This window comes from Pseudomonas sp. fls2-241-R2A-110, assembly GCF_030209165.1.
GTDB lineage: Bacteria > Pseudomonadota > Gammaproteobacteria > Pseudomonadales > Pseudomonadaceae > Aquipseudomonas.
Map to the genome: position 1 here is coordinate 1 of NZ_JARVSN010000032.1, position 24940 is coordinate 24940.

General features: G+C 61.1%; 22 protein-coding genes and 1 pseudogene. 6 read left to right on the forward strand and 17 right to left on the reverse strand.

Annotated features, from left to right (window positions below; all coding sequences use genetic code 11):
• Positions 1-235: 235 nt before the first annotated feature.
• The 17 genes and pseudogenes from QRN31_RS25535 to QRN31_RS25615 form a co-directional block, all read right to left on the reverse strand.
• On the reverse strand, positions 236-928 hold the full coding sequence (locus QRN31_RS25535) for a GNAT family N-acetyltransferase (RefSeq protein ID WP_285435355.1): 693 nt from the start codon (positions 926-928) through the stop codon (positions 236-238).
• Between the two features lie 115 nt (positions 929-1043).
• A complete protein-coding gene (locus tag QRN31_RS25540) occupies positions 1044-1835 on the reverse strand; it encodes a ChbG/HpnK family deacetylase (protein ID WP_285435356.1) in 792 nt (263 codons plus the stop codon).
• On the reverse strand, positions 1807-3027 hold the full coding sequence (locus QRN31_RS25545) for a GNAT family N-acetyltransferase (RefSeq protein WP_285435357.1): 1221 nt from the start codon (positions 3025-3027) through the stop codon (positions 1807-1809). Before QRN31_RS25545 ends, QRN31_RS25540 begins: the two co-directional genes overlap by 29 nt.
• A gap of 4 nt (positions 3028-3031) precedes the next feature.
• Positions 3032-3721 (reverse strand): GNAT family N-acetyltransferase, encoded by a 690-nt coding sequence (locus tag QRN31_RS25550; protein ID WP_285435359.1) that lies wholly within the window; start codon positions 3719-3721, stop codon positions 3032-3034.
• A gap of 86 nt (positions 3722-3807) precedes the next feature.
• Positions 3808-5727 carry a hypothetical protein gene (locus tag QRN31_RS25555; RefSeq protein WP_285435361.1) on the reverse strand — a complete coding sequence of 640 codons (1920 nt, stop codon included), beginning with the start codon at positions 5725-5727 and terminating at the stop codon, positions 3808-3810.
• On the reverse strand, positions 5724-7028 hold the full coding sequence (locus tag QRN31_RS25560; protein ID WP_285435362.1) for a lipopolysaccharide biosynthesis protein: 1305 nt from the start codon (positions 7026-7028) through the stop codon (positions 5724-5726). The genes QRN31_RS25555 and QRN31_RS25560 overlap by 4 nt, the downstream gene beginning before the upstream one ends.
• Entirely contained in the window at positions 7025-8026 is a 1002-nt protein-coding gene (locus tag QRN31_RS25565) for a polysaccharide deacetylase family protein (RefSeq protein ID WP_285435364.1), read from the reverse strand. Before QRN31_RS25565 ends, QRN31_RS25560 begins: the two co-directional genes overlap by 4 nt.
• 12 nt (positions 8027-8038) lie before the next feature.
• Entirely contained in the window at positions 8039-9175 is a 1137-nt protein-coding gene (locus tag QRN31_RS25570; protein WP_285435366.1) for a glycosyltransferase, read from the reverse strand.
• Entirely contained in the window at positions 9168-10136 is a 969-nt protein-coding gene (locus QRN31_RS25575; RefSeq protein ID WP_285435368.1) for a glycosyltransferase, read from the reverse strand. The genes QRN31_RS25570 and QRN31_RS25575 overlap by 8 nt, the downstream gene beginning before the upstream one ends.
• Positions 10133-11500 (reverse strand): O-antigen ligase family protein, encoded by a 1368-nt coding sequence (locus tag QRN31_RS25580; RefSeq protein WP_285435369.1) that lies wholly within the window; start codon positions 11498-11500, stop codon positions 10133-10135. Before QRN31_RS25580 ends, QRN31_RS25575 begins: the two co-directional genes overlap by 4 nt.
• Positions 11497-12585 (reverse strand): glycosyltransferase family 4 protein, encoded by a 1089-nt coding sequence (locus tag QRN31_RS25585; RefSeq protein ID WP_285435371.1) that lies wholly within the window; start codon positions 12583-12585, stop codon positions 11497-11499. The genes QRN31_RS25580 and QRN31_RS25585 overlap by 4 nt, the downstream gene beginning before the upstream one ends.
• Positions 12582-14174 (reverse strand): GumC family protein, encoded by a 1593-nt coding sequence (locus QRN31_RS25590; protein ID WP_285435373.1) that lies wholly within the window; start codon positions 14172-14174, stop codon positions 12582-12584. Before QRN31_RS25590 ends, QRN31_RS25585 begins: the two co-directional genes overlap by 4 nt.
• Before the next feature lie 17 nt (positions 14175-14191).
• On the reverse strand, positions 14192-15226 hold the full coding sequence (locus QRN31_RS25595; RefSeq protein ID WP_285435374.1) for a polysaccharide biosynthesis/export family protein: 1035 nt from the start codon (positions 15224-15226) through the stop codon (positions 14192-14194).
• A gap of 22 nt (positions 15227-15248) precedes the next feature.
• Entirely contained in the window at positions 15249-15896 is a 648-nt protein-coding gene (locus tag QRN31_RS25600) for a CpsD/CapB family tyrosine-protein kinase (protein WP_090182736.1), read from the reverse strand.
• Positions 15897-16643, reverse strand: a complete 747-nt coding sequence (locus tag QRN31_RS25605; RefSeq protein ID WP_285435376.1) for a sugar transferase — start codon at positions 16641-16643, stop codon at positions 15897-15899.
• On the reverse strand, positions 16640-17698 hold the full coding sequence (locus QRN31_RS25610) for an NAD-dependent epimerase (RefSeq protein WP_285435377.1): 1059 nt from the start codon (positions 17696-17698) through the stop codon (positions 16640-16642). Before QRN31_RS25610 ends, QRN31_RS25605 begins: the two co-directional genes overlap by 4 nt.
• 95 nt (positions 17699-17793) lie before the next feature.
• Positions 17794-17976 (reverse strand): annotated as a pseudogene (locus tag QRN31_RS25615) (UDP-glucose 6-dehydrogenase); the annotation flags it as partial.
• A 388-nt stretch (positions 17977-18364) separates the two neighbouring features.
• Between QRN31_RS25615 and QRN31_RS25620 the strand changes: the two are divergent.
• The 6 genes from QRN31_RS25620 to QRN31_RS25645 all read left to right on the forward strand — a co-directional run bounded on the left by QRN31_RS25620 (position 18365) and on the right by QRN31_RS25645 (position 24904).
• Positions 18365-20062, forward strand: a complete 1698-nt coding sequence (locus QRN31_RS25620) for a sulfatase-like hydrolase/transferase (RefSeq protein ID WP_285435378.1) — start codon at positions 18365-18367, stop codon at positions 20060-20062.
• A 147-nt stretch (positions 20063-20209) separates the two neighbouring features.
• Positions 20210-20878 carry an ABC transporter ATP-binding protein gene (locus QRN31_RS25625; protein ID WP_285435379.1) on the forward strand — a complete coding sequence of 223 codons (669 nt, stop codon included), beginning with the start codon at positions 20210-20212 and terminating at the stop codon, positions 20876-20878.
• Between the two features lies 1 nt (position 20879).
• Positions 20880-23351 (forward strand): FtsX-like permease family protein, encoded by a 2472-nt coding sequence (locus QRN31_RS25630; protein ID WP_285435451.1) that lies wholly within the window; start codon positions 20880-20882, stop codon positions 23349-23351.
• Positions 23341-24420: a lipocalin-like domain-containing protein gene (locus QRN31_RS25635; protein WP_285435380.1), complete on the forward strand. Its 1080-nt coding sequence runs from the start codon at positions 23341-23343 to the stop codon at positions 24418-24420. Before QRN31_RS25630 ends, QRN31_RS25635 begins: the two co-directional genes overlap by 11 nt.
• Before the next feature lie 62 nt (positions 24421-24482).
• Complete coding sequence (locus QRN31_RS25640; protein ID WP_285435381.1) at positions 24483-24725, forward strand: hypothetical protein; 243 nt, start codon at positions 24483-24485, stop codon at positions 24723-24725.
• Between the two features lie 11 nt (positions 24726-24736).
• Positions 24737-24904: a hypothetical protein gene (locus QRN31_RS25645; RefSeq protein WP_285435382.1), complete on the forward strand. Its 168-nt coding sequence runs from the start codon at positions 24737-24739 to the stop codon at positions 24902-24904.
• Positions 24905-24940: the final 36 nt, after the last annotated feature.

Sequence of the window (24940 nt, forward strand, 5' to 3'; positions counted from 1 at the left end):
CGATAGCGATTTACCAGTCACCGCAATGCTGAATGTAAGACCGTCATCGCGAGCAGGCTCACTCCCACATTTGTTCGTCGTCGAACACAAATGCTGTGTTCGCTGAAGATCCCTTGTGGGAGCTAGCCTGCTGGCGATAGCGTTTTATCAGTCACTTCAAAGCTAGATGTTCGATCGCCTTCTTTGCTCCGGGCGGTGTTTCGACGAAAGCCGCGACCCGTCTCTCTACCAGCAGTCAGGCACTCGCCGCGCCGGTCACCACTGGCCGACCCGGTTTGCGCAGCGGGTCCAGGCGCGAGCCGTCGTAGCGGGTTTCGCGGTAGAAGCGCCAGCGACCGAACAGGGAGTAGATATGAGTGACACGGCCCTGCTCGTGGTAGCCCATGCGAATGTGCAGTTTCAGCGCCGGAATGTTGTGGGTTTCGCAGACGTCCACCACTTTGTTGCAACCCTGGGCGCGCATGGCGTCCCAGAGGGTGACCTGAACATCCACCGACAGGCTGGTGCCGAAGTAGGCCCGGGTCATTTCGCCGCCAAACTCGAAGAATTCACCGGGTTTGACCGGGAACCAGCAGCCGTAATAGTGACGGTCATGGTAATCACGCACGCTGCCCCAGATAAACCCGACAGCGTGGCCGCTTTCGTCCAGGTACATGTGCCCGGTGTAACCTTCGGCGGCGAGCTCGGCCATGGTGCCGACGCGGTCGCCAAAATGCTTGGCGAATGCCGTGGCGTTTTCCGGGGTGATGACCTCCATGCGCAGGCCCGAGTAGGGACGTAATTTGTGCGGCGGCACCGGGCTGACCAAGTCGCGCTCCATCCACAAAAGCTCCCTGTGGAAGAACACGTAGCGTTTCCACAGCGTGTTGAACGTGCGGCTCAAGCCTTTTTGTTTGATACGTTCGCGAAGCTTTTCGATGATGCTCATGAAGCTCTCCTTAGCCATAGCCAGGGTGTGTGTGGAAACGCCTTTTATGGATATAGATCAACGGTGCAAACTCATCTCAAAGCGACAGCCCTGAATGTGTTGCAACGTATGTAACTCATTCGAGTGCAACTTCCACGGTGGCCGACACGCTGTTCACCGCGCCATAAGACACCCGTGAAACACCCTGAAGTCGCTGTTCCAGCACCTGTGTCAGCGACTCTTCGGGACGCAAGTAGGCATCACCGAAATCCGCCCCGAGCTGGGTTGGATGGGCCACGATTTCCAGCACGCCGTCGCTCGGCATCGCCTCATTGCGCAGGTCAACCGGGGTGCACACATAATCGGCGGTCGCACCCGCCAGGTGTTGCAGTCGACCATTGAGCAAGGTCTTGAACACGCGTTTGGGCACGCTCAGGTTTTGCCCTAGGTTGCGCGCAAGGCGCACCGGCACGCCCTGGCTGGCCGCGAAGCGCGCGACGATTTCGCCGATGGGCCAGATGTTGTGCACGTGTTGATGAGAATCGATGTGGCTCGGGCGCACGCCGTTGTCCAGGCAACGCTGCCATTGGGCCTGCAACTCCTCCAGCACCGCATCGCGGTCCCGGCGACTGAGCCACAGACGGTGACGGGAGAGGTTGAGATCAAACACGCCGTTGCGATCGCAGAAGTTCGTACGACCCAGGATCGACTGGCTCAAGGGGCGTCCGTACGTCAGGTTGAAATGCAAGCCGATGCGGTTTTTCAGTAACGGATGCTGGGCCATGACGCAGGCCGCCTCAAAGGCCGGCATGTTGGCCATGGCCGTGGCGGAGCTGATCAGCCCGGCCTGGAAAGCCCCCAGGATCACTGCGTTTTCGCAGGCGCTGAGACCGAAATCGTCAGCGTTGACTATGACTTGGCGAGGCATGTCCGCCCTCCCTGTTCTGGTCGATGGGTGCCGCCTTGACGGGCGCGGCGACGGGAGCCGGTGCGGGTGCCACGGCTATGGCCGCTGCTGCACGTCGGGCTCGCCATTTTTGCAATGAGGGTTTTAACCAATGCCAAAGCCTCAGCGCCAGGCCTAGTGCGAGGCCGCTGGGGCGCCAGGAATAGAAGCTCCAGCGCCAGTGTTCCAGTTGCCCGGTCATGCGTTCGTGAAGTTGATGGCTGGAGTTTGCCAGGCTCACCCGCGACGCATCGATCCAGTGCCAGTGTTCATCCAATCCCCAGCGAATCCACTCTTCAAGCAGCACCCGACCGCTGCCCAGGTCGGCGTATTGCGGCAGGAAGGCCAGGTTGTAATCGTAGAGTCGGCCTTGCTCCAGCAACCCGAGCCGATAGCTGATGCAACGCCCATCCAGTTCCAGCACGACCACTCGGACCAACCCTTGTTCGGCCAGCGCGGTGAAGGCTCGGTCCATCCATTGTCGGTGGCGTTCGTCGGAAAAAATTCCGACGCCTTCATCGCCTTTCCAGCTCACAGCCTCGACTTCACTGATGGCCTGCAACAGCGGACCCATGGTTGTCGCGTCCGGGGTGATCCGCCGGACCTGGGCGCCACAGGCCGCGATGCGTTTGCGCGCACGGCGCAATTTGTAGCGTGGATCGCCGGACACTTCCTGGTGATCGGCGTCGCTGATCAGGTGCACCGGCACCCGACAACTGAGGCGTCGTTCACCGGTCGAGGAGTGCGCCATCCACTCGGTCAGGGCACTTTCTTCGCCGACAGGTTCGGATAACTCATTGAGTTGCAGCAGGGCATGGGGAAGCTGCCGGCGAATCTCGACCAATGCCTTGCGAATATTCTCCCGGTCCATTCTGGCGAGTAAGGCCAGGCGGTCGGTGAGGGGATAGCCAAGGTGATGCAGCACGCGAAAGGGCAGTCCGCCGAACCGCTCGACGGACGCCACCAAGGGCAGGCACAAGACCAGTTCATGACCTTGCCAGCCAAGCAGCACGTGCAGACGTTCCCCGGCCTTCAAGGCCTGTTCGGATGCGCACATCCAGGCCAGGGCATTGAACGGCGTGTGGTCCGTCACCCGCAGACGCAACGTCTCATAAGCCGTTGCCGGGAAGTCAGGGGCGCACAGCGAAGTGCGCCATTCAAATCGTGCTGCCATAGGATCAGGTCGCCGCTGCTGTGGCAGGTTCACGGGCCGGTTTGCGCAAGGCATCCAGACGTGAGCCGCTGTAATGGGATTCGCGGTAGAAGCGCCAGCGACCAAACAGCTCGTAGACGTTCATGATCCGCCCCTGTTCGATGTAGCCGGTGCGTATGTGCAGTTTGAGGGCGGGGATATTGTGGGACTCACAGACATCCACGACTTTGTTGCAGCCTTGCGCCAGCATGGCTTTCCACAGTTCCGTTTGCAGGTCCATCGACAGTGCAGTGCCCCAATACGCGCGAGTCAGCTCACCGCCGAACTCGAAGAACTCACCTTTTTTCACCGGGAACATGCAGCCGTAATAGTGCTTGTCGTAATAGTCGCGGGCGGCGCCCCAGATGAACGCTACCGCGTCACCCTGATCGTCGAGGTGCATGTGCCCGGTGTAGCCTTCGCGGGCCAGTTCGGCCATGGTGTCCACGCGATCACCGAAGTAACGGGTGAAGGCCACGGCGTTTTCCGGGGTGATGGTGACGACCTGTAGCGGCGGGTAGGACCTGAGTTTGTACGGCGGCACCGGACTGACCAGGTCACGCTCCATCCACAACAATTCCTCGTGGGAAAATACGTAGTGTTTCCAGGCTTTTTTGAGGGTGGTGCGCAAGCCTTTTTGCCGGATGTGTTCGCTGAGCTTGTTGAAAATACTCATGTTATCGACTCCTGACGGCATGGGCCGAAAGTGGAGTGGGGCGGGGCGCGGCCAAGAACCGGCGTCGCTTTTCAATTCGTGGGCATTCATGAGGCGCTCCAGCTGAGGCTGAACAGGGTCAGTCCAGGCAGTTCGAAACTGACGCGCCCGTTCTGGCAGTTGAACGGTGCGTCGCGGCTGCGATTGTCGGCGCCGAAATAGCGCAATGACCCCTTGGCCAGCGGACAGCTGACCCCAGACAAATCCACGCGCTGCAAACGCGTGCCTTTATTGACGCCCAGCAAGCTGCGGTTGAGGTCCTCGGCCATGGCCAGCACATCGACCTCAAAGGCGTCGTTCTCCAGGCGAATCACGTCGCGCAGCCAATGCTGCTGGATGAATTGCTGGGCCAGCCCCACCGGTTTGAGTTCGAAACGGTCGTCGCCGAGTACGCGCAGCATGCCTTTGGGGTAGTTCGGTTCGTCGGCGGCCTGGAACCAGCCCAACATCTGGAGCAAGCCATCCTGAGACGAGTTGATGACCACCGAGGCCCACCACAACGAGGCGAAGTGGGTTTCCTGATCGTAAGGGCTGAGGCTGGAACCGCTGGACATGTTGGTCTGGTCCAGCAGCAAGGCTTTGCGCGGCCGGCCCTTGGCATCGAGGCCGACCAGGTCGGCGGCACGGCGCACGCTGTCACGGTAGACCCGGGTCGCCAGCAAGTCGCGAATCATCCATTCGTGCCAGGCCAGTGCGTCGATGTTGTCGCCGGATTCGGCCAGCAAGCGTTTGGCCCAATCGATGCCGCGCTTGTCGGCGGCGTTGTCGGCAAACGGTCCGTTGATCAGCCGTGAACTGGCGGGCATGGCGATGCGCACGCCGGCCTTGGCGTTGGCCGGATCGCTGCGCACTTGCCGGGCCATGCTGTTGAAGATGCTTTGGTAGTGGGCGTAGTCGGGGTAGTTGAGGTTCGGCTCGTCGGCAAAACCGATGTAATGGGTGCCTTTGCCGCCAAGGGCGCGTGTCGCCGCGAGCCAGGCGTCGAGGCCGGAATTGCTCATGGTGTCCGCACGCAGATCAGCCTGGCGCTCGCTACCGGCCAACAGGGTGATGTCCTGGGTGATGCCGAAACGGTCTTGATACAGCCGACGGAAAGCGTCTTCGTAGTGCGGGTTCTTCGCCGTAATGTCGACGAAGCTGTAGTAAGTGCCCGCCTGTGGCTTGAGCGCGTCGAGCACTGCAAAACTCGATTCCGGTGGCGAGACGTAGGGCAGGGCAATGCCCAGGTTCGGGGTCGGGCCCAGCACTTGTTTGGTCAGGGTCAAACGGGTCTGGCCGTCGTCCTCGCGCAGCGGCTTGAGTTGCTGCGGATTCTGCGCAAACAGGTTGGCCGTGCCGTCCAGCCAGAACGCCACTTTGCCGCTGCCTTGCAGGCGCAGGCGCCAGACCTGTTCGTCGCGGGTGACCGGCAACTCGACCTTGTCGAACTGCCAGTAAGCCCGATACGGTTTCAACGCCAGCGCCACTTGCTTGCCGTCACCGACCCGCTGCGCTTGCAAGGCGCTGACGCCACCGTGGAACTTGCCGGCCAGCACCGCGTGTTCTCCCGGCGCGACCTTGAAAAACAATTCGTCGCCGTCACGGGTTTCGGCGCTGAAATGCACCTTGGCCGGGGCGAACAGCGCCACCGTGTGCTCGTCGTGCTCGACCTTGTAGCGACGGAAGCTGTAGCCCGGAATTTCCAGTTGGTAGCTGGCAGCGCCGGGCGCCAGCGGCCAGCTCTGAGTGCCGCGCGATTCGCTGGCGGCGATCAGCCGTTCGCCTTCAAGTTTGCCTTTTCCATCGAGCAGATACAGGCGTTCTTCGTTGGCATCCGCTTGCCAGGCCGGCGTCCAGCGCACCGTCAGGGTGTCCGGGCGATCCGTTTGCAGGTACAGGCTGCCATCGCGTATGTCGGCCCAACGCATGGACGCGCTCCAGGCGTCGAGCGACAGGCCCAGGCCCACCAGCAGCGCGAAATACTTCATGCCGACTTCCGTTGCAGCATGTGCAACATCGGCGCCACATCGCTGGGCAGGATGATCAGGGTTTGCCAGACCGGCACGCCGCTCAACCGGCAGTACATCACCAGCAGCGCCAGGGTCACTGCCACATAAGCGATGGACGAGGCCGCTGCCGCGCCAACGATGCCGTACGCCGGAATCATCACCAGGTTCAGCGCCAGGTTCAGCAAGGCCCCCAGGCCCATCAACAGCGAAATCGCGCCGGGACGGTTTTTGCCCAGCAGGTCCAGGCGCAGGATGCTCGCGTAACACAAGCCCAACAGGCCCGGCAGCAGCGCCAACAAGGCAGGATAAGCAGGCTGATAGGCGACGCCGAACAACGTGACGATCAACCATTCACCGATCACCGCCATGGTCAGGCACGCGCCGAGCATCACCGTGGCAGTCAGGCGCAGGGCCAGCGGTGTGACTTTGTCGATGCCTTCTTCCTGTTGCAGCAGGCGTTTCATCAGCGGCGTGGTCACGGCTTCCGGGACGATCAGCAGCAACTCGGCGGCGGCGCTGGCCATGGCGTAATGACCGAGCGCGGTGCTGCCTAGCAGGGCGCCGATGAACAGGTAATCGGAGCGCAGGATCACTTGCTGGAACAGCAGGTCGGGATGGCTGCGGGCACTGTAGCGCAGCAGTTCGTTCTGGCTGGCGCGGTCCCATTGCAACTTCAAGGGCTGATCGCGTTTGAGCCAGAACCAGCCGGCCAACACCACCAGGCTGATCCCCGATAGCCAACTGATCAGCGCAGCTTCGAGAGCAGAGTCTTTCCACATCCAGAACAAGGCCAGGAACAGCAGCAGCGGCGCCAGTGATTCCACCAGGCGCAAGGCGTTGAACGCCACCACGCCACCCGAGGCGTTGTGCAGCGTCAGCAAACCGCTCTTGAGCACGGTCAACGGCACCGCCAACAGTAACAGCCAGGCCAGCAGACCCAGTTGCGTGGTGATGTCGAGTTCACTGCCGAACTCGCGCACCAGGGCGACCACCAACAAGGTCAAAAGACCTGCGAGCAGGCAACCGAACACCAGCACCTGACTTAATAGCAAGCCCATGGGCCGTTGCTTGGCCGCCTGGTAACCCACGGCCGAATTCAAGCCGCCGCTGGTGGCGGCGCTGATCAGGTCGGGCAGGGTGCTGAGCAAGGCAAACAGACCGCGTTCGCTGGGCCCGAGAATCCGCGCCAGCAACACGTTGCGCATCAGCCGCAAGCCGATCATGGCCAGCTTGGTGCCCATGCTCAGGGCCAAGTGTTTCAAGTAGTGGCTGCGGCTCATGCGCGTGCCCCGCGATACAAGCGCCAGGACAGCAGCTGAGGGTTGCGCGCCGCCCGCTGGCTGACGCCAAACCGTGGCAGGTTCAAGGGGTCGCAGTTGCGCCGATAAATCCCGGTGCCGGTGCCCAGGGCGAACGGGAAATCATGCTCGGCAACCTGTTCGCGCACCCGGGCATCGTTGTCGCCGTTGGGGTAGCAATAGACCGGCAGCGGCCGGTTGCAGCCATTGAGCAAGGCATCGCGGCTGCGGCTCAACTCTTCATGCAAGTGCTGATCATCAAGGCCGGTGAGAATCGCATGACTGGCGCCGTGAGGGCCGAACCGCACCAGCCCGGAGGCTTCCAGCGAACGCACTTGATGCCAGTCAAGCGCCTGGGGCAATGACTCGTCGGGGCACTCATCGGTCAGTCGATTGAGGTCTTGCGGGCTCAAGGTTTTCAGGCTTTGCAGAAAGTGCAGCAAGACCAGGCTGCGACGTTCGACCTCCAGCTCGTCGAAGGGCACGGGCAGCGGCCGACCGATCTGTTGCAGGCAATCGATCAATTGTTTGCGCGCCCGTTCGCCGTGGCTGCCCCACAGGGTTTCGCCGATGCTTTCCCACCAGAACCGCTGGCGACTGCCGATGAAATCGGTGGAGAGAAAAATGCTCGCCGGCACCTGATATTTCTGCAACAGCGGGAACGCGTTCACGGCGTTGTCGCGCCAGCCGTCATCAAAGGTCAGGGTGATTTTCGGCCGATCCGATCTCACCTTGCCAGGCTGCAGGATCTCCATCAACGACACGCAATCGAAATGCTTTTTCAGCCACCCCAGCAAATGCTCAAAGGCCTTGGGTCCTACGCACAGCTCATTGCGGTGGGGCAGGTCGGCGGCGTCATCGCTGGCCAGCACCCGGTGCAGCATCAGAATCACCCCGGCGCCCTGGAGTTGATTGCGCCCTACCGAAGAGTTGAGATACAGCCAGCCACTGGTGCTTTTTAAGAGTTGTTTGATTGCCATGGCTCAGTCCTTTCAACGATTTTGCTCGGGATTCCACTGGGCATACCGCTGGCCACGCAGGAACTGCCACAAGCCGATACTCATGCCGACAAGGGTCACCAACAGGAACGCGGCGAGGCGAAAGGGTTTGGGTAAACGGTGTTGCGAATCGAGCAGGCCGGCGATGGCCACGGTGTAACCGAACAGTTGCGCGATCAGGCTCAGGCGATAGAAACCGTGGTCCTCCCACAGCCAGAAATTGCTCAGTAGCAGCGGCAACAACAGGATCGGCGCCAGTCGGCGAATCAACTTGTGGCTGATCAGTGCAATCGAATACAGGCCATGCTTCAGCGGATTGAGCAGCTCGCTGCGTTGGGCCAGGCTTTGCAGTCCCCCGACGGTGACACGCTGGCGACGGCGAAATTGCTTGTCCGCTTCGTCGACGCCGTGGTCGATCACTTGCGCTTCGGGCACATAGACAATGCGTTTGAACGCCACCGGTGCGCAGGTGCTGATGAAGAAGTCATCGTTGACCTCGGCTGGCACGTTCTGGAACAACTCGCGGCGCAAGGCGAGCAGGGCGCCGTCGGCGGAGACCATGCAGCCGGTGCGGTTTTCCACACGGCGCAGCCAGCCTTCGTAGTGTCGATAAAGGCTGTCGCCGATGCTCAGGCCGCCGCCGGTGACCGGGATCACCATGTGCCCGGCGCAGGCGCCGACCTGCGGGTCGCTCAGCGGCGCCAGCAAGTGACCGAGGGTGTCGCGCGACCATTGGTTGTCGGCATCGGTGAACACCAGGATATCCCCGGTGCTCAACGCCACGCCGGCATTGAGGGTCGCGGCCTTGCCCTGGCGGGGCAGGTCAAGCACGGTGATGCGCGGGTCAACGACCTTGTGGGCGCAGGCCACGGTGTCATCGGTCGAGCCGTCGCTGGCCAGAATGATCTGCAGTGACGTGGGCTCATAGTCCTGGGCGAGCAGGGTGCGCAGCTTGTGCTCGATGTGCCGCGCCTCGTTGTGGGCGGCAATGACGATGCTCACGTTCATCGGCAGCGGCACCGTGTGACGCCGCGCCTCAAACAACGGCGCAAGGAGCGTCAGTAGCAGTGGGTAACCCAGGTAGGCATACACCGGAAGCAACAGGCACAACCAGAAAATGAATTCAGCCACGGGCAGGTCTCCTGGCATTCCACTGACAAAGGCTGAGAATGAACGCTGCGCCGGCGATGTGCAGGCGTACCCAGTGCAAGCCCCAGAGTTGCAGGGACAAGAACGGGTTTCGGTGCTCGTGGCTCTGGCGCAGGCTGATGACCAGCGCCGGTATCGAGGTCAGCGCCAGCATGACGGCAGCATGGTGAGGGAAACCGTCGAGCAAGGCCGAGAGCGCCAGCAGATCCAACCCCCAGGCACTGAGCGACAGCAGCGGGAAGCGCAGTAATCGCAGGCTCACACCGTGGGTGCGCAGCAGTTGCAGGTGGCTGCCCTGGCGCCACATTTCCTTGCCCATCCATTCATTCCAATTGGCTTCGTAGCCCCAATGCAGGGCAACGCTTTGATTGGTGGCCAGCAACCGCGCGCCGGCCTGATGCAGGCGCAAGGTGAAATCCTTGTCCTCGCCGGTGCGCAGCTTTTCGTCAAACCCCTGGACCTTGTCGAACCAGGCCCGACGCATCAGCAAGTTGGAGCTGGGCAACCAGTCCACCACGCGAATTGCGTGGTTAGAAGGGCGCAAGGTGCGGCGTTGCCAGGCGGTGGCGTACCAGGGCGCCTGGGCTGGCGTGTGCAGGTCCAGGCCGAACACATCGGCCTGGCCGCTGGCTTCGAGTTCGATCAGACGGATCAGCCAGTCCTCGGGCATTTCGATATCGGCGTCGATGAAGGCCAGCCATTCGCCGGTCGCAATGGCGGTCCCGCGATTACGCAGGGCGCCGATCAGCACACCCGGCTGCACCAGCACCTGAGCGCCAAACTGGCGGGCAATGTGCGGGCCCTGATCCTGCGAGCCGTTGTCGACCACGATCAGTTCGCACTCGAGACTGGCGGCATGCGCGGCTTTTTGCGCCGCCAGCAAGGTCCGCCCGATGTGCCGGGCTTCGTTGTACATCGGAATGACAATACTGATGCGGCTCATGCCTTGGCCTCCGGAAATGGGCGCTCTTCAGCTTTCAAACGCAGCACGCTGGTCAGGGCAAGCATGATCCACACGTACTTTTGGTTGGGCGCGCTGAGGAACATCAAGAACAGCGTCAACGACAGAAAACTCATGGCCAGGTGCGTCATCATGTCCGCCTCTTCGCGATTGTTTCGCTGCATCCAGAGGCGACGGGCGCGGATCAGGTTGTACAAGCCGAGCGCAAGCATGCCAACGAACAACAGGCCGGCGGGAATCCCCAGTTCACTGAAGATTTCCAGGTAGGTGTTGTGGGCGCGGCGGTACAAGTCGCCGACTTTGCGGTTGGCGGAGAAGGCCTTGGCGTAACCGGTGGTGGCGTAATGCAGCGGGAAGGTCCCGGGCCCGGTGCCAAGCAACGGGTTCTCGCGGATCATCTGGCTGCCGACCACGATGTACGAAGCGCGGCGGCCCAGGGATTCGTCCTGACTTTTGGCCCCGGCGCTCAAGATGCTCAATGACTGAATGCGCGCGACATAACCGGCCGGCATCACGGCAATGGCCAGCGGAATCACCAGCACCACGCCAAGCATGGCGAAGCCCAGATGCCGCGGACGAATACGCGCCAGCTCGGTGCGGTAGTGCCAGGCGCCGATCACCAGGCTGAGAAACAGCACCACCAGGCCCGAACGGGATTCGGTCTTGGTCATGCCGCCCAACAGCAAAATGCAGCAAGCGCCCCAGAACAACCGGTGCAAAAATTTCGGACTGCGGACCACCAGCAACAGGCCCAGCGGCACCGCGAAAGCGATCAGCATGGCAAAGGCGTTCGGGTCTTCGAGCAGGCCGGCGGCCCGGCCCTGGTCCTGATACTTGCTGGAGAACATCGCCAGCATGCAGGTCATCGTGACACTGAGGGTGACGAATTTGGCGAACAGGTCCAGGTTCAATTCGCGGCCGATCAGCAGGGTGATCACAAACAACACCAGGCCCACGCTCAGCTCACGCAAATGCCCCAACGACATGCCCAGGTCATCGGTATTGAGCAGGCTCAGGAAGTACAAGACCATGAACCAGACCAGGTAGCGCCAGAGGTTGCTGCGCAGACGCTCGGACGGAATCTGGTGAATGGCCAGTTGCAGCATCAGGATCACGGCCAGTGACGCACCGAGGAACTTGGTGCCCGACAGCGAACTGTCCTTGAAGAACCCTTCGAACGGCACCAGCGCGGCGATCCCGAGCAAACCCCAGGTGGGTTTGCGGTAAAACAGTGTGACACCCACCAGGCCCAGCACCGCCCCCGGTGCCAGATACGGATAAGGGCTGGCCAACAAAGCGAGGCAGACCAGGCCGAGCAAACTGACGATCGAGAGCGGAAATATCACGCGCGTGCCTCCCGTGCTGTACGGATATAAAGCTGCGACCAGCGTTCGGCCAAGGCCTTGAGGTCATAGCGATCCAGTTGCGTACGTCTTGCGTTGACAATCAGCGTGCGTGCCAGTGCCGGTTCCGTCAGCAAGGTGCCGACCTGATGGGCGAGGGCGGCGCTGTCGGCAGGTGGCGCCAGCAGGCCGTTGTGGCGATCCTGCAACACGTCGGGAATCCCGCCGACGGCAAACGCCACCACCGGCACGCCGACCTGCATCGCTTCGAGCAGAATCATTGGCGTGCCTTCGGTGCGCGAGCTGATCACCAGCGCATCGAGTCGCCGCCACCACACCGCCATGTCCGTCTGGTAACCCGGCAGCGTAATGCGGTCCTGCAAACCGGCGGCGTTGATTCGCGCCAGCAGACTGTCCCGTTCCGGGCCGTCGCCGAGCATCACGGCGTCCAGTTGCGGGTATTGCTGACACAGTGGAATCAGCGCATCGAGAAACTGGTCCGGGCCCTTTTCGCTGCTCAGCCGTCCGACGTAACCGGCCAGCGAACGCTGGCGATTTACGCTATGGGCCAGAGGTGCGGTGGGCGCCGGTAAACCATTGGGAATCACTTGCAGTTTTTCGTCGCGGACACTGGCCTCGCGGCACAGCACGGCAATGCTTTCGGCGACGCAGACCACGCGATTCACCGACGCCGTGCGGCACAGTTGCAGGCTCAGCCAGGTGTAGAACTTCTGCTTGCGACTGCGCGGGGTAAAACCGTGCTGAGTGATGACCAGCGGCAGGCGCAACAAGGTTGCGCCGACCCAGCCAAACAGCAGGCCCTTGAAGTTGTGGGTATTGATCAATGGCCGTTCGGCCCGGCGCTGGCGCAAATGCGCCAGCAACTCCCCAAGCCCCGCGCAACCCTGGCAATCGACCCCAGCCTGGCGAAACCGCGCGATCAGTTCCGGTGGCGCGTCGAGAAACAGCACTTGGTGCTGCCCCGGCGTCGCCAGGCAGTGGTCCAGCAGCATCCGCTCAGCCCCATAGAAGCCGCCGCTGCTGAGCAAATGAATGATCGGCAGGGAAGGGATGAGCGGCGCGTTCAATTGCGCACCCAATGCACGAGGCTAGGCACGGACCAGTTGCCATGTGGATTGATCGGTTCCACGTTCTGATCGTTGATCACCAACAGCACTGGCAAGCCCAGTTCGTGGGTGATTTGCGCAGGGTGTTTGAAGCGATGATCGAAGAACTCACGCACGTAGACCAGGGCAATGGCCAGCAGCAGACCGGTGAACAGGCCGAACGGAATGATCAGGAACGGTTTGGGAAACGCCGGGTCAGTCGGTTCATACGGTGGGCTGAGCACCCGTGCGTTGGACAGGTCGTTGTCCAGCGAGCGAGCGGTGCTGCTTTCGGCGAAGCGCTGGGCGTAGGTGGAGAACGCCGCGTGCAGGGCGTCGATCTCGGTGTCCATCTGGCGCAGCTTGCTCTGGGTTTCCTGCAACTGGTGAATGCGGTTCTTGAACTCGGCGATGCGCGCGGTTTTCTGATCGATCACCGAGCTGACAATCGCCAGGTCGTTGGTGCGTTCCTGAATCCGGTTGCTCACCACTTTCAAAAACTGCTGGCGGGTACGGGAAATCTGTTCGCGGGTCAGCAGCATCGGTTCACTGCCGGGCTGGAAGATTGCCAGGTCGTTCATATAGCGGCTGACCTGGGTGGTCAGCGCTTCACCCATCTGTTTGATCTCGCGGTCTTCGAATGCCACGTTGTCCACAGTAGTGGTGAAGGTGTAGGGGAAGGTGTAGTCGTTAAGTTTGGAATTGCTCGCCGCAGCCAGGCTGCTTTTCAGGTAGTCGAGCCAGCGCTGGCTCTGCAACCGGCGGTCCTGGTACAGGTTGAGCGCTTGCTCTTCGGTGTTGATGGCGTTGAGGCGGAAGGTGATTTCTTCCTTCGGATCCGCCGAGCCGACGCCTTCGAGCAATGCCAGCCGAGTGCCTTCCAGGCCATCAAGACGCACCTGATACTGGTGCTTTTTGGTTTCATAGAAGGCTTGCGGCAGGTCGATCGATTGCAGTTCCTGACGGCTGGCCAGGTAGTTTTGCAGCAAGGCGGCGACAAACTGCGTGCCCTGATGCGGATCGCCAAAGCTGTAGATGATCGAGATCACGTTGGAGCCCGGCAGGGTTTCGATCTTGAGCTTGTCGACGGCTTCCTGGGTCAGCGCATCCAGCGTCGTGTCACGCACCGGATCGGTTTCCATGCCCAACGCGGATTTCACCGGATTGATCACGTATTCGCGAATCGGGGTGGTGACGAAGCGCTTGAACGGCTGGCTCACCAGTTTGTTGAGCAGGCTGGGGGCCGGTGTGTACTCGCCCTTGTCGCGCAGCTCGCTGATGGTCTGCCGAATCAACGCGGGCGAGCGCAGGATATTGCTCTCGGTTTCCATGTCCGCCAGCGAAGGCGGAATGAAGGTGGCGTTGTCTTGAGTGAGGGATGTGGTGGCGTCCCCCTGCGAAAGTTTCTTGGACTGCACGATCACCTGGGCGGTGATATCGAAGCTCTGCTTGAGCATCAGCGGCAAGACCAGGGCGATCACTGCAAAGACCAGGAATACTCGCTTCACCAACTGCTTGTTGGCGAAGAAGATCCTGAAGAACTCATGCAGGTAGTTTTCCTTTGGATTCATGTCGGGTCACCTGAGAGTTAGTTGCTGTTACTGCTGCCTTTGTTGTCGACGCGGTAGCCGAAGCTAAAGCCCACGCCCTGGAACAACACCACATCCGCCAATTGCCGCGCGAGGTCACCGGCGCTGGCCAGTTTGGTCTTGGGCACGTACAGCATGTCGTCCGGTTGCAGGTAGGCGATCTGCGACGCATCGCCCGCCAGGGCTTTTTCGACGTCGTAGCGCACGGCCTGCACCTGGTTGCCATTGCGGCGCATGATCATCACCGAATCGAGCCGCGCCTTGGTGTTGCTGCCACGGGCCAGGGTCAGCGCCTCAAGCACCGAGACCGGCCGGCGGATCGGATAGGAACCCGGTTGGCCGACTTCGCCCAGCACATAGATTTCGTTGCCGGCGGTGGACTTGAGCATCACGTCGACGGTCATCCGTCCTGGCAGATTCGCGTAGCGTTGATTGAGGAAGGTTTCCAGTTGATTGACGGTCATGCCTTGCAGCGGCACGGCGCCGATTTCCGGGAAGCTGGCGTAACCGTCGGTGCCCACGGTGATCTCCCGGCTCATGCCGGTAGCGGGGTGGTTGAGGGCGCTTTTGAGGTTGGACTCGTTGCTCAGCGGGCTGATGACCTGCACGGACAGCTGATTGCGATTGGGCTGGAACAGCTGCTTGCGCTGATAGGCGCGCTGGATTTCCTCACGCGCCTGTTCGGAGGTCAGCCCGGCGATTTTCACCGAGGTGTTGGCGCCTGGCAGTTCGATGCTGCCGTCGGGCAGCACCAGTTGATTGCCGTTGAGCTGGCTGGCGGCGGTGAAATTCAGGCCGATCTGGTCACCGGACTGGATGCGGTAGGCATCCGAGCCGCTGGTGCTGATGTGGAAGATCACGTCCAGCACATCCTGGGGCCTCAAGGTCTGTTCGACCTTGGGCATGTCGGTGGCCTGGGCGTTGGCCGGTGAGGCCGTGAGGATATTCACCGGCATGTGCTGGGTTTCGGTAGTGCTGGAGCAACCCGCAAGCGCAAGCGGCAGCAACAGCAGGACAAGCATTTTGGCGTTCATGTCGTCATCCTTTTCTGATTGCTTACAGGTTTTTGTACAGCCACTTGGGCATGTAGTACTTGCGTCGGTTGAACACGCTGCCGACCAGTTTCGCCCCGGCCTGGGTCAAGCGCTGGACGGCCGCCTGAGCCACTTCCCAGCGCGTGTCTTCAGCGCGAACGACCATGATCACGCCGTCCACCTGAGTGCTGATGACCAGGGTGTCGGCGGCGGAATACACCGCGTCGCCGTCGATCACCACAAAGCGGTACTGGCTGCCGAGCTGATCGAGCAGAGGGCCCAGGCGTTCGGCGGTCAGGTGTTCGTTGCCGCGCACATATTTGCCGTTAGGCAGCAGGTGGAACGGCAGGCTGGCGACCTGCAGCACGCAATCTTGCAGCAGTGGCGGACTCTGGGTGTTGAACACCAGGTCGCGGAAACCACGCTCCTTGCTTAACCCAAGCTGCTGGGTGAGGTTGGTTGCCGATTGGCTGGCGTCGATCAACAGCACTTGGCCGCTGCTCATTTGTGCCAGTTGGGTGGCCAGTGCCAGGGCGCTGGTCGTTGTGCCTGCTCCGGGATTGGCGGAGGTCAGGAATAGGATCCGCAGATCTTGATCGAGCACGGTCGAAGTCAGATTGGACTCGCTCGGGTTGGCGATGCTTAGGCTTTTGGCTGATGAACCGTCCATTTAACTCGCTCCGTGGCCGCTAAATACTTTGAAGGGGGTTTTCAACAGGATCTTCAGATCAAGCAAGAGGCTCTGCTCGGCGATATAGCTGAGGTCCAACTCAACGCGCTGGTCGAAGTCGATATTGCTGCGCCCGGAGATCTGCCACAGGCCGGTCATGCCGGGATAGATGCTCAGGCGTGCAAGGTGATTGTCCTTGTAGCGATAGGCGTTGAACGAGGTTGGCCGAGGGCCCACCAGGCGCATGTCGCCCATGACCACATTGATCAGGTTGGGCAGCTCATCCAGGCTGCTGCGCCGCAGGAAGCCGCCGATACCGGTGATGCGCGGGTCCTTGTCGATTTTGAAGTCGATGGCGTCGGCACCGTGTTTGTTCAGGTGACGCAGGGACTCCTTGAGCTCCTCGGCGTTGGCCACCATGGTGCGAAACTTGTACATGCCGAACTTACGGCCGCGGTAACCGGTGCGTTTCTGTACGAACATCACCGGCCCCGGGCTGCTGAACTTGATCGCCAGTGCCAGGCCCAGCAGCAAAGGGGAGAGCAGCAGCAGAATCATCAACGCGCCGATGCAGGCGACGACCCGGTTGGTGCGCGACAGCGTCCAGGGCCGACCACCATCGCGACCGGTCATCCAGCCGCGACCCTGCATGTGGATCGCTGTGTCGAGGCGCATTCGGTGCTCGGGGTCCAGGCGCTTGTCTCGGCGCATCTGGTTGATCGGCACACCTTTTTCTAGTCCAGTCATAGAGTCCTCCGCTGAAGATCAGCCGCAAGCGGCGCATGGGCGACAGGCAGTGAGTAGTAATCGCAGAACCAGGCGACGAAGCGCCTGAGTCCTTCATCCAGCTCGATACAAGGCTGAAATCCGGTTGCCTCGGCCAGGTCGCTGGCATCGGCAGAGGTGTTGAGCACATCGCCCGGTTGCAGGGGCAGCAACTCGACGATGGCGCTTTGTCCAAGGTGTTTCTCCAGCAGCGCCAGGTAATGCTTGAGCTCAACCGGGTGTTGGCCGCCGATATTGAAAATCCGCCACGGCGCCATGCTGCTGGCCGGGTCCGGTTGTTCACGGTCCCATTGCGCATTGGCCCGCGGTGGGCGATCGATCAGGCGAGCGATGCTTTCGATGATGTCGTCGATGTAGGTGAAGTCGCGCTGATGCTCGCCGTAGTTGAACAACTTCAGTGGCTTGCCTTCGGCAATGGCCCGGGCGAACTGGATGGGCGACATGTCCGGCCGGCCCCAGGGCCCATACACGGTGAAAAAACGCAGGCCTGTGCAAGGAACGCCAAACAGGTGGCTGTAACTGTGGGCCATCAGTTCATTGGCTTTCTTGGTGGCGGCGTACAACGACAACGGGTGGTTGACGCCGTCCTTCACCGAATAAGGGGTGTGCTGGTTGGCGCCGTACACCGAGCTGGAAGAGGCGTAGATCAGGTGCTTGACCGGGTGGTTGCGGCAGCTTTCGAGAATATTGAGGAAACCGTTCAGGTTGCTGTCGAGGTAAGCCCGAGGGTTTTCCAGGGAGTAACGCACCCCGGCCTGGGCCGCGAGGTGAATCACTACTTCGGGTTTTTCACGGACAAACAGGGCTTCGATGGCCGGACCGTCGGCCAGGTCAACCGTTGCGAGCTGGAAATGGCCGGCCTGCTCCCGCACCCAACGCACACGGTCGTGTTTGAGTTGCGGGTCGTAGTAGTCGTTGTAGTTGTCGAGGCCGCACACGTCGTGGCCGTCGCGCATCAGTCGCAATACGCAATGGGCACCAATGAAGCCGGCGGCTCCGGTGACAAGTATCTTCATGGTCGCAGCGCCTCGGGAGCGAGGTGCCGAAGACCAATGTCGCTGTAGTGCAAGCCGGCCGCCGCAACCTGTTCCGGGTTGTACGGGTTGTGATCAGCCTTTATGTTCTCTGCCAGCGTACCGGACAGCCCTGGTTCGCTGATCGTTGGCACGGTTTGTTGCAGTTGCCTGATCGTGTCGGGATCGATATCGACACACAGGACACGGTGCCCGACATCGGCCAGTGCCTCTGCTTTTATCGGGCCAACGTAGCCCGTACCAAATACGCTCACGTCCATATTGGCGTGCCTCGTAAGACGGTGGAAAGATCGGAAATAAGACTGTCAAAAGGGGTATAGCCCAGCATTGGGAAAACGTGTCAGCAAAATGACATGTTGCGCTGCTATAACAGACCCATTTTTGGGGCGTTTTGCCATCAAGTGCTTGCCGCAGCTGGATTTGCCGCGGTTTTGACGGGTTTTTTACATTTACAAGAAAACGATAAACGGTCGTAGGGCATGAAACACGTGGGTTGTAGCCAATAGAGTGTGTCAGATTTGAGTCAACGTTTTTTTGACGCTTTTTAGAAAAGTCCGACATTTCTTGCGCTTTGATGGCCCGGTGCTAGTGTCAAAAAATGGCTGACAATCTATTGGCCAACGACCTGGCGCGAGCACCGGAAAAACTATGATTCGATACTTAAAAGAACTGCTGTTAGTTCTTTATTTGCTCAAGAATTACGACTATTACCTGGAACGCCTTAGTGCAATGGGGGTTGGCTTCGCGGTCGTGCTGTTTGGTGCGATGTTTGTCGTGCTGACAGTGGCGCTGTTCATGACCGCTTACATCCGCCAGACGCTGGTTCGCCACCTGTTTGCCTTGGTGATGTTCGTCTCGGCAGTTTTTTTCGACGTCTATACGCGGGTCACGGCCGATTACCTGACCTACAGCAGTTTCGTGTCGCTGGTGTATTCCGCCGGGTTCATCCAGGACGCGGCGTATCAGTATCGTGACGCACTCATCAGCGGGGTGGTCGGCGGCTTGCTGCTGCTGTTCGGCATCGGGCTCAAGCCGCGTCGGCGGATGCCACTGCCGGGCGCATTGCTGGTTGCAGCGCCGGTGCTTGGGGTGTTGCTGCTCAGTGCGGTGTTATTTGTGCGAGCGGGCGAGGGCGCCCGTGGCCTGCCGATCATGTACACGCCGTTGGCGTATCTGAATCTGTTTACCTATGAAGCCCTGCACAACACCGTTGGCCCGCGTGAGCCGGTGAGCCTGGCGCGCAATGGGCAGGCGGTGGATCACGATATTGTGCTGGTCATCGACGAGAGCATTTCCGGCAACTACCTGGACATCAATGCACCGTTCGGTGTGCACAGCAATCTCAAGGAGCCGCGCCCTGGCGTCGAGATCTTCAATTACGGTTATGCCGCCTCCATCGCCAATTGCAGCGCCGACACCAACGTCACATTGCGCTATGGCGGCACCCGCGCCGACTACATGCGCATCAACACCACACAGCCGTCGATCTGGCAGTACGCCAAGAAGGCTGGCCTTCGCACCGTATACATCGACGCCCAGCGCACTGGTGGCAACCTGCAGAACCTGATGAGCGAGACCGAGAAAAAGGACATCGACGAGTTTGTGCAATTCGACCAGACCAGCGTGCGCGATCGCGACATGGCGGCGGCGGCAAAGCTGATCGACTTGCTCAATGACGGCAAACCGGAGCTGGTGGTGATCAACAAGGTCGGCGCGCATTTCCCGGTGCACGATAAATATCCGGACGCGTTCATGGCTTACCGTCCGACGTTGCCGCGAGGGCAGTTTGTCGAGGTTGCGGACACCGGCAAACGCGATGGTTTCAATGGCCAGCCGGATGATTGGATGCTGTATCGCAACGCCTACAAAAACACCGTGCTGTGGAACGTCGGGGAGTTTTTCTCACGGGTGTTCGCCCAGGCGGACATGCGCAATGCGTTGCTGATCTACACCTCCGACCATGGGCAGGACCTGCATGAACGAGGCAATCCCGGATTGAACACTCATTGCGGTGGTGACCCGGTAGAGGAGGAAGGACTGGTGCCGTTGGTGGTGATTCAAGGGGATCAGTTGCGCACCCTCGACTGGCAGAAGTCGCTGGCCGCGAACAAGGATCGCTCCAGTCACTACAACATCTTCCCGACGCTGTTGCAGTTGATGGGGTATGACCTGGCGGGTGTCGAGGCCGTTTATGGCAAGCCATTGAGCGTGCCGACCGCAGACGAATTCACCTTCAACTATCGGTTCAATGCGCGGCTGGGGGCCAAGCCTGAGTGGAAGCATATTGATCTGAACAGCATTGTGACGCCTTCGCAGGCGCCGACGAGTGTGGCGGCGGGACAGTGAGGTTCTGATCGACCTCATCGTCTGAGCGCCACGCGCAGGCTCGCGTCCACAAAACCCTGTGGGAGCGAGCCTGCTCGCGAAGAACGATAACGCGGTGCCAGTGCTGTCCGCTATCCTAGGCGCACTGACTTCAGCGAGCCTCCCCCCATGCTTTCGGTCCAAGGCGTCTTCAAAAGCTACGCCACTGCGCAAGGTCCATTGCCAGTGCTGCAAGGCATCGACCTCACGCTGAAACCCGGCAGCAGCCTGGCACTGATGGGCGAATCGGGCAGCGGCAAAAGTACGCTGCTGCACTTGATCGCCGGGCTGGACAAGGTCGATCAGGGCAGCATCCGCAGCGGTGAACATCGGTTGGACCAGATGAACGAAGGGCAACTGGCGAACTGGCGGCGAACCGAAATTGGCCTGGTGTTTCAGCAGTTCAACCTGATCGGCAGCCTGCGCGTCGAGGACAACCTGGCGTTTCAGGCGCGTCTGGCAGGACGGCATGATCCGCGCTGGCAGGCTCACCTGGTGCAGCGACTGGGATTGGGCGAGTTGCTGCGGCGCTATCCCGAGCAATTGTCCGGCGGCCAACAACAGCGCGTCGCACTGGGCCGCGCCCTGGCATCACAACCGAAACTGCTGCTGGCCGATGAACCCACCGGCAGTCTCGATGAAGCCACCAGCGATGAAGTCTTGAAGTTGTTGCTGGAACTGCTCGACGACAGCCCGACCACCTTGTTGATGGTCACACACAGCCCCCGCGTGGCTGCACGGCTGGCGGAAAAAGTGGTGTTGCACCATGGCCGCCTGGCTGGCGCGGACGAGCGCTGAAGTGCGCGTTTTTGGTGAGACGCTGCGGGCGCTGCTGAGCCATTGGCGACAGCATCCGGTGCAATTTTTCAGTGTGCTGACCGGGCTCTGGCTCGCTACCAGTCTGCTGACCGGTGTGCAGGCGCTGAACAGCCAGGCGCGGGAAAGTTACGCGCGGGCCAGTCAATTGATCGGTGGCGAGCCGCAAGCCAGCCTCGGTGCGCCGGGCGGCGGGACTTTTCCTCAGGCGCTGTTTGTGGATTTGCGACGGGCCGGTTGGCCGGTGTCGCCGGTGCTGCAAGGCCGATTGATCCTGAAGGGCCACGAAGATCAGCGATTGCAACTGATGGGCATCGAACCGGTTTCGCTGCCGGCCGGGTCTGCCGTGGCGGGGCGGGCGTTGGCCATTGAGCAGATCGTGGCGTTTTTCAGTCCGCCGGGCAGCACCTGGGTTTCCCCGCAAACCTTGCAGGCGCTGGGCTTGCACGAAGGCGATCAGCCCGTGAGCGTGAGTGGTGCGGCAATGCCGCCGCTGCATGTGCAAACCGACATGGCGCCCGGCGTGCTGTTGGTGGACATCGGCTTCGCCCAGCAGATTCTGGGCCTGCCGGATCAACTCTCGCGCCTGCTGTTGCCGAAGGATTTCAACGCGGCATTGCCTGACAAATTCAAGGGGCAGCTGCAGCTCAAAACCAGCGGTGAAGAGAACAACCTTTCGCGCCTGACCGAGAGCTTTCACCTGAACCTCGATGCCTTGGGGTTTCTGTCCTTCGTAGTCGGCTTGTTCATCGTTCACGCCGCCATCGGTCTGGCGCTGGAGCAACGCCGAGGGCTGCTCAGAACGCTGCGCGCCTGCGGTGTCAGCGCACGCCTGTTGATCGCGGGCCTCGCCGTCGAATTGGGCGCGCTGGCATTGATCGGCGGCCTCGCCGGCGTCGTCAGCGGTTACTTGCTGGCCAGCGTGCTGTTGCCGGACGTCGCCGCCAGCCTGCGCGGTTTGTATGGCGCCGAAGTGGCGGGGCAGTTGAGCCTCAGTCCCTGGTGGTGGTTCAGCGGTGTCGGCCTGAGTGTGCTCGGTGCATTGCTGGCCGGGGCCAATAGTTTGTTGCGGGCGGCGCGACTGCCATTGCTGGCGCTGGCCGATCCGCAAGCCTGGCATCAGGCTCACGCGCGCTGGTTGCGGCGCCAGGGATGGGTTGCATCGCTTGCCGCAGTCATCGCGCTCAGCGCCTTGATCTGGGGTGACAGTCTGGCCAGCGGATTTGTGCTGATGGCGGGGTTATTGATCGGTGCCGCTCTGGCCCTGCCGGTGGTGCTCAATGCCTTTTTAAACCTGGCGTTGAGCCGCAGCCACTCGGTGCTCGGTCAATGGTTTGTCGCCGATTGCCGCCAGCAATTGCCCGCGCTGAGCCTGGCCCTGATGGCGTTGCTGTTGGCGCTGGCGGCGAACATTGGTGCCGGCAGCATGACCGCCGGATTTCGTCAGACCTTCAGCGACTGGCTCGAACAACGACTGACCGCCGAGCTCTACATCAACCCGCTGAACCCGTCCCAGTCCCGAGAGCTGAACACCTGGCTCAAACAGCAGCCTTCACTGACCGCCGTACTGCCCAACTGGCAGGTGTCGCTCCAGTTGCAGGGTTGGCCGGCGGATATCTTCGGTGTGATCGATCACCCGACCTATCGCCAGCATTGGCCGTTGCTGGAGTCCTTGGGCGACAATCCGTGGGATCACTTGGCCAAGGACGATGCGGTGATGTTCAGCGAGCAACTGGCGCGGCGCTTGAAAGTGCGTCTGGGCGATCACCTGACCATTCCCACATCGGGCGGGCCGTGGTCGCCACGGATCGTCGGGATCTACGCCGACTACGGCAATCCCAAAGGCCACATCCTGGTGAACGTCGATCACCTGCTGCGCGGCTGGCCGCAGCTCACGCCCAATCGTTTCAATCTGCGCATCGAACCGGCGCTGATCCCCGGGTTCCTGAAAACGCTGCAGTCACGCTTCGCCCTGGACGACAGTCGGATTGTCGATCAGGCGCGGCTCAAGGGTTGGTCCACGCAAGTGTTCGAACGCACCTTCGCCGCCACCGCCGCGCTCAACAGCCTGACCCTGGCGGTTGCCGGCGTGGCGCTGTTCATCAGCCTGCTGACCCAGAGCCAGAGCCGCCTCGGACAACTCGCGCCGTTGTGGGCACTGGGCGTGACCCAGCGGCAATTGATGCTGCTCAACCTCGGGCAAACCTGGCTGCTGGCGGTGCTGACGCTGGTGCTGGCGTTGCCATTGGGCATCGCGTTGGCGTGGTGCCTGGATGCGGTGATCAACGTGCAGGCGTTTGGCTGGCGACTGCCACTGCGGGTGTTTCCGCTGCAGTTGTTGCAATTGATGGGGCTGGCATTGCTCGCGACATTGCTGGCGTCGGCGTGGCCGCTGTATTCGCTGTATCGCACGCAACCGGCGGACCTGCTGAGGACCTTTGCGCATGAGGATTAAGGTCGGCTTGCCGTTATTGGGATTGTTATTGGCGTTGTTATCGGCATTGTTGAGCGGCTGCGATAACCCGGTGCCCGCCGAGAAAGGTTTTGCCGGCCTCGGTGGCGAGGCTTCGGTATTCACCCCCGTGGTGCCCGGTCGGGTCTTCAGCTTCCCGATGGATCACGGGCCGCATGACGGCTTTCGCATTGAATGGTGGTACGTCACGGCCAACCTCAAGGATGAGCAGGGCCGCGAGTTCGGCGTGCAATGGACGTTGTTCCGCAGCGCACTGAAGTCTGTTGCGGAGCAGCCGGGGTGGGGCAACCAGACCATTTGGCTGGGGCATGCGGCGGTGACTTCGGCGACGGTCCATCACGCGGCCGAACGCTACGCCCGTGGCGGCGTTGGCCAAGCGGGCGTGAGTGTCGCGCCCTTCAATGCGTGGATCGACGATTGGCAGTTCAGCAGCCAGGGTTCCGATGCTTTGGCGGATCTGCAACTCAGTGCCCGGGACAAGGATTTCAGCTATCAACTGCGGCTCACGTCGACACGTCCGCAGGTGCTTCAAGGGGACAAGGGTTTCAGTCAAAAATCCGAACAAGGGCAGGCGTCGTACTACTACAGCCAGCCGTTTTTACAGGCCAGTGGCGCGTTGGTCATTGACGGCAAGACCTATCAAGTCAGCGGCCCGGCCTGGCTCGACCGCGAGTGGAGCAGCCAGCCGCTGACCGCCAATCAAACCGGTTGGGACTGGTTCTCCCTGCACCTGGACAGCGGCGAACAGGTGATGCTCTACCGCATGCGGCAAAAGGACGGCGCGCCTTACCTGACCGGCACCTGGATCGACGCCCAGGGCCAAACACAATTGCTGCACGCCGACGACATCCTCCTCACCCCGCAAGACACCGCCAACGTCGCCGGACGTTCGATGCCGGTACGCTGGTCGATCAAAATCCCCGGCAAACACCTCGATATCACCATCAATGCCCTCAACCCAAAGGCGTGGATGGATTTGCGCATTCCGTATTGGGAAGGCCCGGTGCAGTTCAGCGGTGGCACGGGCTACCTTGAAATGACCGGGTATTGAGGCGGAACTCTCGCTCGGGCGACAGCCTCCTACGTTTAGAAGCCTGTTCACTGGAGCCCGTTATGAGCGACGACCTCAAACCACCTGACCTTGATGCCTGGCAGCGCCTGTTCGAAGACAAGGCCTACTGGCAGCAATCCCCCGACGCCCATTTCAGCGAACTGTTGCGGGTGGCCGATGACTTGCTGGGGCAGGGCGCCATCGACCTCGAACAGTGGCAGGCCTTGAAAGCCAAGGCCGAGCAATCCCACAAAGACACGCCCGCCGTGAATGTCGCCCAAGAGGTTGACGATCCCGACGCCTGAGGAGATCCGCCATGAACCCCACACCGGAGACAGAACACCCCGACGAGCCACGCCCACCGGGCGAAGTCGAACGCGACAACGACGCCCTGCGCCCCACCGACCCGACACGACGCAAGGACAGCGGCAAAGGCACAGAAAGCGGCGAATCCACCGCGCAAGAAACTGCGAACACGCCCTGATCAGCGTCTATGCTGATTTGCACAGACAGCACTGAC

Bases quoted from the DNA above. Each gene is read 5' to 3' on its own strand.
- QRN31_RS25550 (WP_285435359.1), bottom strand. From the start codon at position 3,721: ATGAGTATTTTCAACAAGCTCAGCGAACACATCCGGCAAAAAGGCTTG.
- QRN31_RS25545 (WP_285435357.1), bottom strand. From the start codon at position 3,027: ATGGCAGCACGATTTGAATGGCGCACTTCGCTGTGCGCCCCTGACTTC.
- QRN31_RS25605 (WP_285435376.1), bottom strand. From the start codon at position 16,643: ATGACTGGACTAGAAAAAGGTGTGCCGATCAACCAGATGCGCCGAGAC.
- QRN31_RS25620 (WP_285435378.1), top strand. From the start codon at position 18,365: ATGATTCGATACTTAAAAGAACTGCTGTTAGTTCTTTATTTGCTCAAG.
- QRN31_RS25640 (WP_285435381.1), top strand. From the start codon at position 24,483: ATGAGCGACGACCTCAAACCACCTGACCTTGATGCCTGGCAGCGCCTG.
- QRN31_RS25595 (WP_285435374.1), bottom strand. From the start codon at position 15,226: ATGAACGCCAAAATGCTTGTCCTGCTGTTGCTGCCGCTTGCGCTTGCG.
- QRN31_RS25575 (WP_285435368.1), bottom strand. From the start codon at position 10,136: ATGAGCCGCATCAGTATTGTCATTCCGATGTACAACGAAGCCCGGCAC.
- QRN31_RS25560 (WP_285435362.1), bottom strand. From the start codon at position 7,028: ATGAGCCGCAGCCACTACTTGAAACACTTGGCCCTGAGCATGGGCACC.
- QRN31_RS25645 (WP_285435382.1), top strand. From the start codon at position 24,737: ATGAACCCCACACCGGAGACAGAACACCCCGACGAGCCACGCCCACCG.
- QRN31_RS25610 (WP_285435377.1), bottom strand. From the start codon at position 17,698: ATGAAGATACTTGTCACCGGAGCCGCCGGCTTCATTGGTGCCCATTGC.
- QRN31_RS25565 (WP_285435364.1), bottom strand. From the start codon at position 8,026: ATGGCAATCAAACAACTCTTAAAAAGCACCAGTGGCTGGCTGTATCTC.
- QRN31_RS25540 (WP_285435356.1), bottom strand. From the start codon at position 1,835: ATGCCTCGCCAAGTCATAGTCAACGCTGACGATTTCGGTCTCAGCGCC.
- QRN31_RS25535 (WP_285435355.1), bottom strand. From the start codon at position 928: ATGAGCATCATCGAAAAGCTTCGCGAACGTATCAAACAAAAAGGCTTG.
- QRN31_RS25555 (WP_285435361.1), bottom strand. From the start codon at position 5,727: ATGAAGTATTTCGCGCTGCTGGTGGGCCTGGGCCTGTCGCTCGACGCC.
- QRN31_RS25600 (WP_090182736.1), bottom strand. From the start codon at position 15,896: ATGGACGGTTCATCAGCCAAAAGCCTAAGCATCGCCAACCCGAGCGAG.
- QRN31_RS25635 (WP_285435380.1), top strand. From the start codon at position 23,341: ATGAGGATTAAGGTCGGCTTGCCGTTATTGGGATTGTTATTGGCGTTG.
- QRN31_RS25590 (WP_285435373.1), bottom strand. From the start codon at position 14,174: ATGAATCCAAAGGAAAACTACCTGCATGAGTTCTTCAGGATCTTCTTC.
- QRN31_RS25625 (WP_285435379.1), top strand. From the start codon at position 20,210: ATGCTTTCGGTCCAAGGCGTCTTCAAAAGCTACGCCACTGCGCAAGGT.